Origin of the sequence: Mesorhizobium hawassense, from assembly GCF_003289945.1 — a bacterium.
GTDB lineage: Bacteria > Pseudomonadota > Alphaproteobacteria > Rhizobiales > Rhizobiaceae > Mesorhizobium > Mesorhizobium hawassense.
This window is the reverse complement of sequence record NZ_QMBP01000009.1, coordinates 145300-156831: the sequence shown is the minus strand read 5'-3', so window position 1 is coordinate 156831 and position 11532 is coordinate 145300. Positions and strand designations below refer to the sequence as shown.

Annotated in this window: 8 protein-coding genes; 4 read left to right on the top strand and 4 right to left on the bottom strand. The window is 64.2% G+C overall.

Annotated elements, in window-relative coordinates:
• Positions 1-2: 2 nt before the first annotated feature.
• Both DPM33_RS19485 and DPM33_RS19480 read right to left on the bottom strand, forming a co-directional pair.
• Positions 3-1244, bottom strand: a complete 1242-nt coding sequence (locus DPM33_RS19485; protein ID WP_112099060.1) for an FAD-dependent oxidoreductase — start codon at positions 1242-1244, stop codon at positions 3-5.
• 7 nt (positions 1245-1251) lie between these two features.
• Positions 1252-2649 carry an MmgE/PrpD family protein gene (locus tag DPM33_RS19480; protein WP_245442253.1) on the bottom strand — a complete coding sequence of 466 codons (1398 nt, stop codon included), beginning with the start codon at positions 2647-2649 and terminating at the stop codon, positions 1252-1254.
• 269 nt (positions 2650-2918) lie between these two features.
• Here DPM33_RS19480 and DPM33_RS19475 point away from each other — a divergent pair, with 269 nt between their 5' ends.
• The 4 genes from DPM33_RS19475 to DPM33_RS19460 all read left to right on the top strand — a co-directional run bounded on the left by DPM33_RS19475 (position 2919) and on the right by DPM33_RS19460 (position 9189).
• Complete coding sequence (locus DPM33_RS19475) at positions 2919-3812, top strand: LysR substrate-binding domain-containing protein (RefSeq protein WP_112099059.1); 894 nt, start codon at positions 2919-2921, stop codon at positions 3810-3812.
• Between the two features lie 177 nt (positions 3813-3989).
• On the top strand, positions 3990-5645 hold the full coding sequence (locus DPM33_RS19470; RefSeq protein WP_112099058.1) for an ABC transporter substrate-binding protein: 1656 nt from the start codon (positions 3990-3992) through the stop codon (positions 5643-5645).
• A gap of 148 nt (positions 5646-5793) precedes the next feature.
• A complete protein-coding gene (locus DPM33_RS19465) occupies positions 5794-8211 on the top strand; it encodes a GcvT family protein (RefSeq protein ID WP_112099057.1) in 2418 nt (805 codons plus the stop codon).
• Between the two features lie 75 nt (positions 8212-8286).
• Positions 8287-9189 carry an SMP-30/gluconolactonase/LRE family protein gene (locus tag DPM33_RS19460; RefSeq protein WP_167449141.1) on the top strand — a complete coding sequence of 301 codons (903 nt, stop codon included), beginning with the start codon at positions 8287-8289 and terminating at the stop codon, positions 9187-9189.
• 85 nt (positions 9190-9274) lie between these two features.
• Here the strand turns inward: DPM33_RS19460 and DPM33_RS19455 are convergent, their stop codons facing one another.
• Positions 9275-10192, bottom strand: coding sequence for an allantoinase PuuE (locus DPM33_RS19455; RefSeq protein WP_112099055.1), 918 nt, complete (start codon positions 10190-10192; stop codon positions 9275-9277).
• Between the two features lie 22 nt (positions 10193-10214).
• The gene (locus DPM33_RS19450; protein ID WP_245442251.1) at positions 10215-11291 is read right to left on the bottom strand and encodes a pyridoxal phosphate-dependent aminotransferase; all 1077 of its coding nucleotides are present in this window, start codon (positions 11289-11291) and stop codon (positions 10215-10217) included.
• Between the last annotated feature and the right edge of the window lie 241 nt (positions 11292-11532).

The window sequence follows — 11532 nt, the reverse complement described above, 5'->3', positions numbered from 1 at the left end:
GGTCAGTGGCTCGCGGCGGTCGCGCCCATTTCATTGAGCAGCCTGAAGGTCTCGAACCGCTCCAATGCAAATGGTTTCAGGATATCGGGCACGCGGCCATCGGCGATGGTCTGCGCCATCCGCTTGCCCGCGACAGGCGTCGCCTTGAAGCCCCAGGTGCCCCAGCCGCAATCGAGCCAGAGATTGGCGAGCGGGCTGGCGCCCATGATCGGGCTGTAATCCGGCGTCATGTCGGTGATGCCGGCCCATTGCCTCAGCAGCCGCACGCCTTGCAGGAAGGGGAAGAGATGGACGGCGCCTTCGGCGAGGTGCTCCTTCATGTCGAGTGTCGAGCGCGTCGAATAGAGCTGGTAGGGATCGGAGCCGCCGCCGATCACGACCTCGCCGCGCGAGGACTGCACGAGATAGGTGTGCAGCGAGACCGACGAGACCAGGGTGTGCAGCCATGGTTTCAAAGGTTGCGTCACCATCGCCTGCAGCGGATAGCAGCGGATGGGAAGCTCGACGCCGGCCATCAGCGCCACGTCGTAGTTCATGCCGCCCGTGGCGATCAGCACTTGGCCACAGGCGATGCGGCCCCTGTTCGTTTTGACGGCGCGGATCCGGTCGCCGACGACCTCGAAGCCCTGCACCTCGGTGCGCTGGTGGATCTCGACGCCGCGCCGCGACGCCTGCGCGGCATAGCCCCAGGCGACGGCATCGTGGCGAGCCGTTCCGCCGTCGGCATGCCAGAGCCCGCCGAGGATTTCGAGCGCGCCGCCATAGTCCATGTTCAGCAGCGGACAAAGCTCCTCGACGCCCTTCTGGTCGACGACCTCGGTGCGCGTGCCCATGTGCTTGCCCATCTCGGCGCGCATGTGGAAGCTGCGCATCGTCGCCTCGGTATGCGCCAGCGTCAGCTGGCCGCGCTGCGAGAACATGACGTTGAAATCGAGTTCTTGCGACAGCCGCTCGAACAGCTCGACGCCTTCCTTGTAGAAGGCGATGCCTTCGGGCGTAATGTAGTTGGAGCGGATGGTGGTGGTGTTGCGCGCGGTGTTGCCGCCGGCGAGATAGCCTTTCTCCAGTACCGCCACGCTGCGTATGCCGTGATACTTTGCAAGATGATGCGCGCAGGACAGTCCATGCCCGCCGCCGCCGATGATGACGACGTCATAGGCCGGCTTCAGCTCCGGCGTTGCCGGGATGTCGCCGCTGACCGGATAGTCCCTGCTGAGACCGTATTTCAGGAGCCTGAGGGGCATTGCGGGCTCAGCTCGAAATCTTGGGAGGATCGTAGAGCAGCGCCGAGAGATCGGAGAAGCGGCTGTCGCGATCGCTGAGCGAAAGCACCGCGTCGCGGATCGCCGTGGCGCGGTCGGGTCCGAGCACGGGCGCTGCGAACTCCATGTATTTGGTCTCGACATCCTGCTTGGTCACCGGCGCCTCCGGTCCACCGCGCGCATGCACGTCGCCCGACATCAGCACGCGCCCATCGTTGGTCGTGATGACGACATCGGCCCAGCGTCCGGCTGGGAAGCGCGCGCTGTGGCGCTCGCTTTCGGTCACGGTGATGCGGGTGAGCATGTCCGCAACCGCGGCGTCGGCAAGGCCCGCGCCGGAAATATGCTCCAGCCCGATGCGCCCATGCAGGATGAAGGTCGCCACGGCGAAGCGCAGGCTGTACTGCGCCTTCGAGGTCGTGTCCGGCATGCCATCGAACAGCGTGGCCGCATAGTGGAAGCTGTTGACCTGAACATGGGCGATGTCGGACGGGGTCAGATTGTGCGCCAGGCAAAGTCCGCGCACCGCGTCGATCGCCGCATGCGCCCAGCGGCAGATCGGGTAGGGCTTCACATATTGATGCAGCGACTGCCAGAAGACGCCGAGATCCTGCCAGTGTGTCGCGACGTCCGGCGCCTCGACCGTGATTGCTGGCGCGCCGGTGAAGCCGCGTTCGGCGAGCACCGCGGCCGAAAGGCCGATAAGGGCACCGGGGCCGGAGCCGTCATGCAGCATCGTCGGCGTGGCGATCTCGCGCATCATCTGGCTGCGCGGGCCGTGATACTCGGCAATGCCCAGCGCCTCGCGCAATTGCGTTTCGTCGAGCCGCCGCAGGCGTGCCGCCACCGCGGCGACACCCAGTGCATTCCAGGCGCCTGAGGTGTGGTAGTCGCTCACCGTCGCATGCAAGGCGATGCCGGCCCGACCGGCGACTTCGTAACCGATGACCAGGGACGCCAGCGCTTCCGGGCCGGTAAGGTCCGGCCGCGCCTCCGCGAGCGCGGCAAGCGCCGGCACCACCGCCACTCCGATATGGCCCTTAGTGGGACTGTAGCCGTCATGGCCGTCGAGGTTGTCGGTCTGCGTGGCGACGGCATAGGCCGCGCCGGCAATGCTGGCGCGGCGTCCATCGAACAGCATGCGGGCCGAATATTGCGGATCGCTTGAACCGTAGAGCAGCACGGCGGCGTCGCGGGCGATGCGGCCCGCGTCCATCGGCCCGGCCGCTACCGCGATGCCCAGCGTGTCGAGCAGAAGGTAGCGTGCCTGTTCCAGGACCGGCTGGGGGAAGACGGAAGCGGGGCGCCGCAGCACGAAATCGGCAAGGCGGGTGAACGTATCGGAACTGCCGACAGGCCCCTCACGCCGGTATGACGGCACAGCCACGCACTTCTCTCCCCTGTCTCTCCACAACATCAATAAATTGGGTTCATCGCGCAAGCACGCGATTAGTTTGGCGGCTTTGGCCAAAAATATTGATGCCATGTCGCTCATCTGCAATTGAATGGCCGGTCGCGCCTGCGATAGCTATGGCGGACGCTAGAGCGGTTCGCCGTTTCACGGAAACGGCGAACCGCCCTATCGCTTTGTTTTGACGCAATTCCGGACGGAAAACCGCTCACACTTTTCCTGGAATTGCTCTTTAGGAGACCGGGATGAAGCCGCCACCCCCCTTGAACTATATCCGCTCGTTCGAGAGTTCGGCCCGCCATTTGAGCTTCACCACGGCGGCCAGGGAACTGGGCTACACGCAAGCCGCGGTCAGCACCCATGTGCGCGCGCTCGAACATTATATCGGGCGGCAGCTGTTCATCCGATATCCGCGCAGCCTGAAGCTGACCGAGATGGGGGAGGCGTTCCTGCCGACGCTGCGCCAGGCGCTCGACCAGATCGACCAGGCGACCGAAGCAATCGTGGCTTCCTCGCGCAATCGCACGGTGGTGGTTTCCTGCCCGATGAGCCTTGCCGAGAACTGGCTGGCCGGATGCATGGCCGCGTTCCGGAAAAAGCATCCGGAGATCGAGATCGTGCTGCACGGCACGATCTGGGAGGACATCAGCGAGCAGATCGCCGACATCACCATCTCGACCCGGCGCTTCGACGACCGGCCGCCGGCGGCAATCCCGCTCTGGAACGACGAACTGGTCCTGCTCTGCGCTCCTCGCTTGCTCGAAGGCGAGCATGGGCTGAGGACGCCGCAGGACATGCTCAAGGTCGACTGGATCTTCGTGCATGGCCGCCAGGAATACTGGCAGGTGGTGACCGAGGCACTCGGCGTCGACATGGAGGACCATGACAAGGGCCTGTCGACCAATGCCTCCAACATCGCGCTCGAGCTCGCCGCCATGGGGGCCGGGCTGGTCGCCACGCAGCGTTCCCTGTCGCACGCCTATATGGATCGCGGGCTGCTCGTCGAGCCGTTCCCCGTGCGGCCGCCAAGCCCCTGGAATTACTATCTTACCGAGAGCCAGCTTTCGAAGGGAAACATCGCGCGCACGGTCAAGGAATGGATCCTTTCCAGGGCCAGGGAAGATGCCGCGCGGCCTTAGCTCTGGTTTCAGCCTCAAAAATTTGACGAGCCAATGGCATCGTTTTTTTAGGTCTTATGGGCCGGTTTTCTGCGGTTTGTGACTGTTCGAGCCCTTCCGGGATTTTTGCATCGCCCCTAACATGCGCAGCCGCAAGGGGAATGTAACGGGCAAAAAGCCCTGAACCGGAGAACAACGATGACAATGTTCAAGAGCAACGGTGACCGCGTCCCGGCGGTCATCGAAAGCTACGCAGCCGAAGTCAAAAGCGGCAAAATGGACCGCCGCGAATTCCTGGCCATGGCCAGCGTGATGGGCGCTTCGACTGCGCTCGCCTATTCGATGGCGGGGATCGAGCCGGCCAAGGCCGCGACGCTCGTGCCCGGCAAGAAGGGCGGCATCCTGAAGATGCAGATGATCATCAAGGACATGAAGGACCCGCGCTCCTGGGACTGGTCCGAGATCGCCAATGTCATGCGCCAGTGCAACGACTACATGATCCGCTACACGACCGACTTCACCTTCGAGGGTCATCTGGTCGAGAGCTGGGAAGTCAGCGACGACGCCACCGAATACACGCTGCATCTGCGCAAGGGCGTGAAGTGGTCGAACGGCGACGACTTCAACGCCGACGACATCGTCCACAACATCGAGCGTTGGTGCGACAAGGCGGCAGAAGGCAATTCGATGGCCGGGCGCATGAGCTCGCTGATCGATGCCGCCACCAAGAAGGCGGCCGCCGGCGCCATCACCAAGGTCGACGACCATACGGTCAAGCTGAAGTGCAACCAGTCCGACGTCACCATCATCCCGGGTTTTTCCGACTATCCGGCGGTCATCGTTCATCGCGACTTCGACAAGAATGGCGCCGACATGCTGAAGACGCCCGGCACCGGTCCCTATGAGCTGATCTCGTATAAGGTCGGTGAATCGGCCTCGGTTCGGCGCCGCAAGGATTTCACCTGGTTCGGAGGCGAGCCCTACCTCGACGGCGTCGACTGGACCGACTACGGATCTGACGCCTCCAACCCCGCCATCGGCAGCGCCTTCGAGGCCGGCGAGATCGACTGCAACTATCAGACGGTCGGCGGCACGGTCGATCTCTATGACGGCATGGGCCTGGTCAAGGAGCAGGTGGTCACCGCCGGCACGATCGTGCTGCGCACCAACGTGACCAACAAGCCTTACGACGACAAGCGGGTGCGCAACGCCATCCAACTCGCGGTCGACAACGAAACGGTGCTGAAGCTCGGCTATAGCGGCTTGGGCCAGGTCGCCGAAAACCACCATGTCTGCCCGATCCATCCGGAATATTACGAGCTGCCGAAAGTTCCGCGCGACCTGGCGAAGGCGAAGGCGCTGATGGCCGAGGCCGGCCAAACGGATCACGAGTTCGAGCTCATCTCCTACGACGCGGACTATGTGAAGGACCCGGCCGACGTGGTCGCCGCGCAGATGCGCGACGCCGGGTTCAAGGTCAAGCGCACCATCATCCCGGGCTCCTCGTTCTGGAACGACTGGACGAAATATCCGTGGTCGACCACCGACTGGGGCATGCGACCGCTCGGCGTGCAGGTGCTGGCGATCGCCTATCGCAGCGGCGAGGCGTGGAACGAGTCGGGCTACGCCAATCCGGATTTCGACAAGAAGCTCAGCGCGGCGATGGCCATCGCCGACCCCGCCAAGCGCAAGGAGCTGATGAAGGAGGTGGAGTTCATCCTGCAGGACTCCGGCATTCTCGTCCAGGCGTTCTGGCGCTCGCTCTACCGTCACCATGCCGCCTATGTGAAGAACCTCGGCATGCATCAGACCTTCGAACTGCAGCTGGACAAGGTCTGGCTGGACAAGGCCTGAACCAGACGGATCAAAGCAATGGTTCAGGGGCGCAATATTGCCCCTGACTTAGCCGGCGACTGCGCTTGATCAGTCAGCTAAATGAAATCCCAAAGCGCCGTCAGAGAGCGCGAAACAAAGTCGCCGAACCAAGGGAAGAAGCTCAACTATGCGTACTCATGCACAAGCCGTCGTCATTGGCGGTGGTCTGATCGGCTGCTCGATCCTCTATCATCTCGCCAAGTTCGGCTGGACTGATGTCGTGCTTCTGGAGCGCAGCGAGCTGACCTCCGGTTCGACATGGCACGCGGCGGCCAACATCCACGGCCTGCATGATTCCACCAACATCAGCCGGCTGCAGCATTACACGATGGCGCTTTACAAAGAGCTGGAGGCCGAGACCGGCCAGGGCTGCGGCATCTTCCAGCCGGGCTCGCTCTACCTTGCCCAGACCGAGGCGCGCGAGCATCAACTGCGGCTGCAGGAAGCCAAGGCGCGGCGCTACAAGATGAACTTCTATGAAGTCGGCCGCGACGAGGCGGAGCGGCTGCATCCGCTGGTCGATTTCGACGGCATACGCTGCATCATGTACGAGCCGGAAGGCGGCAATGTCGATCCGTCGGGCGTGACGGCGGCCTATGCCGCCGGCGCGCGGCAACGCGGCGCCGAGATCCATCGCTTCACGCCGGTGACCGCAACCGAGGCTCAAGCCGACGGCAGCTGGATCGTGCGCACGCCTAAGGGCGACATCCGCACGCAATGGGTGGTCAACGCCGCCGGCCTATGGGGCAGGGAGGTCGCCGCCATGGCCGGGCTGCAACTGCCGCTGATCCCGACGGAGCACCAGTATTTCGTCACCGAGACCATTCCCGAAATCGCCTCCATGGGCCGGCGCCTGCCGTCGGTCGCCGACCGGGACGGCGAATATTATCTGCGCCAGGAAGGCCTGGGGCTGCTCATCGGCGCCTACGAGCGCAACATGAAATTCTGGGCCGAGGAAGGCACCCCGCTGGACTTTGGCCACGAACTGTTTCCCGACGATCTCGACCGCATCGAGGAAAACATGATGCGCGCCGTTCAGCGCGTTCCGGCGGCCGCGACCGCAGGCGTCAAGAAGGTGATCAACGGTCCGATGATCTGGTCTCCCGACAGCGCGGTGCTGTTCGGGCCGGTGCCGGAGCTCAGCAACTATTTCTGCTGCAACGGCATCATCCCGGGCTTCTCGCAATCGGGCGGCATGGGCAAGCTCGCCGCCGAATGGATGATCGAGGGCGAGCCAACGCTCGACATGTTCGGCTGGGACATGGCGCGCTTCGGCCATTGGGCCGGCAAGGCGTTCACCAAGGCGCGCGTGCAGGACCAGTACAGCCACCGCTTCAAGATCCATTTCCCGAACGAGGAGCGCGCCGCCGGCCGTCCGGTGCGGACCCGGCCCGTCTATGCAATGCAGAAGGAGATGGGCGCCGTGTTCGGCCTCAATTTCGGCTGGGAGCACCCGCTGTGGTTCGCGGCCGACGGCGAGCCGCGCGAGGAAACGATCGGCTTCACGCGGCAGAACTGGTGGGGACCGGTCGGCCGCGAAGCCCGCATGCTGCGCGAACACGCCGGTATCATCGACATCTCCAATTTCGCCAAATACGAGGTGAAGGGCCCGGGCGCGGAAGCCTGGCTGAATGCGCTCTTCGCCAACCGCATGCCGACCAAAACAGGCAATTCCTGTCTGACGCCGCTGATCGGCAAGCGCGGCGGCATCGCCGGCGACTTCACCGTGACCAGGCTGGCGGACGACGAGTTCATGGTGATCGGCTCCGGCATGGCCGAGCGTTTCCATCAGCGTTTCTTCAAGTCGGTGCCGCTGCCCGAGGGCACGACCTTCCGCTCACGCACCGAGGAGCTTGGAGGCTTCAACGTCGCCGGGCCGAAATCGCGCGAACTCTTGCAGCGGCTGACCAATGACGACCTGTCGAACGAAGCGTTCCCGTTCATGCGCTCGCGCCAGATCACGGTCGCCGGCGTCGATGTGGTGGCGCTCAGGGTTTCCTTCACCGGCGATCTCGGCTGGGAGCTGCACTGCAAGGCCGCCGACCAGGTCGAGCTTTACAGCGCGCTGCTCAAGGCCGGCGCGGAGGTCGGCGCCGGACCAGTCGGCTCGCGGGCGCTGATGTCGCTGCGCGTCGAGAAAGGTTACGGCAGCTGGAGCCGCGAGTATTCGCCGGAATACTGGCCGCAAGAGGTTCAGCTCGACCGGCTGATCAAGGCCGACAAGGAGTTCCTCAATCGCGATGCCTATCTTGCCGTCGCCGACAGACCGGCACGCGATCAGCTGATTATGCTTTCCGTGTCGGCCAAGGATGCGGACGCCACCGGCGGCGAGCCGATCTTCCTGCCGGACGGCACGCCGATCGGCCAGGTGTCGTCGGGCGCCTATGGCTATTTCGTCGAGCAGTCGCTGGCGATGGGTTACGTCAAGGCGGGAAGCGCCAAGGCGGGCGACAAGGTGACCGTCGCCATTCTGGGCCGGCCGCATGACGCGGTGCTGCTCGCGCACCCGCCCTTCGACCCGGAGGGCAAGCGGCTGCGATCGTAAGCGGCGAACACCCGGCGACTGGCAGTTCGGCATTCGAAAAGAACTTCAAGCAACTAAAAAATGGAGGGGAATCGCATGATCAAACGGCATTTGCTGGGCGCAGTGTTAGCCCTGGCCCTCACATCCGCCACGCAGGCGGCCGACATCATGGTCGTCAATGACGACGCTTGGTTCGCCGAAGGTCCGATCTGGTACCAGGGCAAGCTGTTCTACGTCGAATATGGCCGCGGCACGGTCACCACCTGGGACGGCAAGAAGAACGACATTTTCTGGAAGATGGACGGCTGCGGCCCATCGGCCGTCCTGCCGACGACGACTGGCGAGTTCCTCGTCAACTGTTACGACAACAACACGATCGGCCGCATTTCGGCCGACGGCAAGACGCTGCCGGCCTATGACAAGGACACCGACGGCAAACCGTTCAGCGGGCCGAACGATTTCGCGCCCGACAAGGATGGCGGCGTCTACTTCACCGGCTCCGGCAAGGGCGGCCCGCTGATCGATGCCTCGGCCTATTACATCGGCAAGGACGGCAGCGTGAAGAAGGTCGCAGGCGACCTGCACAATGCCAATGGCCTCGTCGTGTCGAATGACGGCAAGATCCTCTTTCTGGTCGAAACCGAGGACAACAGGATCATCGAATTCGACGTCTCGTCCGACCATACCTTAAGCAACCGCCGCGTCTTCCTGCGGCTCGACGATCTCTTCCCGAACCAGCCGCATATCTGGCCTGATGGGATCAAGATGGATAAGGCCGGCGAGATGTATATCGGCCAGAGCCCGCGCTCGCTCGATGCTCCGGGCAAGATCATCGTCGTCGACAAGGACGCCAAGCTTTTGCGCACGCTTTCGGTGCCGTCGCCGTCCATGCCGAACTTCGCCTTCGGACCGGACGAGAAGATGCTTTATGTGATGGCACTCGACCAGATCGACGCCGCGCCGTGGCACGGTAAGGTCTACGAGGTGCCGAACAAGTAAGGTTCGCCGGCAGCGGTTCGGTGGCTCTCTCTGTTTTGACGCAATTCCGGACGGAAAACCGCTTCGCACTTTTCCTGGAATTGCTCTAGCCGCCGAACCGGCTGAGCCAGTGGCGGGCGAGGTCGGAGCGCCGGCAGACCCAGATGTCGGGATGGGCCGTGACCTTGTCGAGGAAGCGCTCCAGCCCGATCATGCGGCCGGGGCGCGCCGCCAGCCGGCAATGCAGCGACACCGTCATCATGCGCGGGGTCTTTTGCCCCTCCTTCAGCAGCCAGTCGACGCCGTCGCTGACATATTCGAAGAACTGGCTGCCGGTCTCGAGCCCCGAGCCGCGTGAATAGCGGCTGTCGTTGTTGTCGAAAGAATGCGGCACGACCAGATGCCGTCTGCCGCCGACATCGACGACATAGGGCAGGTCGTCATTGTAGTCGTCGCAGTCGAACAGGAGGCCGCCATGCTCGGCGACAAGCCTTCTGGTGTTCAGGCTTGGCCGGCCGGTGTACCAGCCGAGCGGATCGATGCCGGTGATCTTGCGCACCGTGTCCACCGTCATGGCGATATGCTGGCGCTCTTCTTCTTCGCTGAGCGGCGCATAGTCGATCCAGCGCCAGCCATGGCAGACGATGTCGCTGCCAAGCGCCGCAATCGCCTTGCCCGCGGCCGGATTGAGCTCCAGCGCGCGGCCGACGACATAGAAGGTCGGAATGACGCCCTTGTCCCGGAACAGCGAGATCAGCCGCCAGACGCCGACGCGCGAGCCATATTCGTAGAGCGATTCCATGTTGCGGTTGCGCAGGCCGGGCACGGCCGGCGACACTGCAAGGTCGGACAGGATCGCCTCGGAGACGCCGTCGCCTTCGCCGATCGAGTATTCCGCGCCTTCCTCGTAATTGACGACGATGTTCAGCGCCAGCTTGGCGCCGGCCGGCCACTCAGCCGCCGGCGGCCGCTCGCCATAACCGATGAAATCGCGGGCGGGCAGATACGGCGCGTCTAACGTCATGAAATCCCCTCGGATGAAGCGCTTACCAGGATTGGCGGCCGCGCATGGCAGTCAGGACGCGCAGCGCGCGATCCATGACGTCCTGCTGTCCGACCGTTATGCGCAGGCAGTCGGTGAGGCCGTAGCCGGCGAGGCTGCGCGCGATGATGTCGGCGCCGCGCAAAGCCATGTCGGCGGACGCCGCTGCCGTCGCGTCGGCAAAGCGGACCAGAGCGAAATTCGTCCGGCTCTGCGGGACCTCGTATCCGGCCGCCCGCAAGCCTTGCGCGAAGCGGTCGCGAATGTCGGCGGTGCGCATGACGGTCGCGCGCATATAGGCCTGGTCCTCGACGGCCGCGACGGCCATGGCGAGGCTCACGGTCGAGACCTGGTTGGAATTCTGCATCTTGCGCACTTCGGCGGCGACCTGCGGGGGAAACAGGCCCCAGCCGACGCGCGCGCCGGCCAACCCGTAAGCCTTGGACAAGGTTCGCAGGACGACGGTGTCGCCGCGCCCGGCCAGCGCGAAGATGGCTTGCGGATCCTGGTCGTCGAATTCGCCATAGGCCTGATCGATCATCAGGAGAACGTCGCCCGGAAGTGCCGCGCGCAGGCGCAGCAGTTCGGCGTTGGGGATGCGGGTGCCGGTGGGGTTGCCCGGATTGCAGACGAAGACGATGCGCGTCGCCGGCGTCACCGCCGCAAGAACAGCATCGATCGAGACCTCATAGCCGCGCTCCGGCGCCTTGACGTAGGCCGCGCCGACGCGCGCGGCCGCCGAAGCGGCAAAATTATAGGCATAGTTCGTGCCCAGCACGTCCGCTCCGGGGCCGGCGAAGGACGCGATGGTGCAGGCGATCAGCTCCATCGAGCCGGCGCCGCACAGGATGAGGTCGCGCTCGACCCCATAGGCCCTGGCGATTGCATCGCGCAGCAAGGTCCAGTCCGGATCCGGATAAAGATGGCTGCGCGCCACGGCGTTGCGGCCGGCCTCGATCGCCATCGGGCTGGGCGGGAAGGCGCTCTCGTTCTGGGCCAATGTCGGCCGGTCATAGCCACCGAAATTCGCCAGCGCGAAAGCGGACATGGCCTCGATATGGGCGGTGGCTTTCAAGGGCACGGCATGGTCCGGCTATCGGCTTGTCGGCAAGGTGTTGCGAGGAGCGAGGCTAAGGCAAGGCGGCCAAGCCGCAAAGCAAAATTCGCCGGCACAATGGGTAAGGCAATTTGGCCCATGCGGGGTGGGTGGGGAGACAGTTTTGCAGCAACTCCTTGCGACGCGGCCTCTCTAAATTGGGCTTTGAGACCGTGGCAGGCTCGATAGCCCGCCGCTGGGTGTGCCCCCACACCCGAGCGGCGGG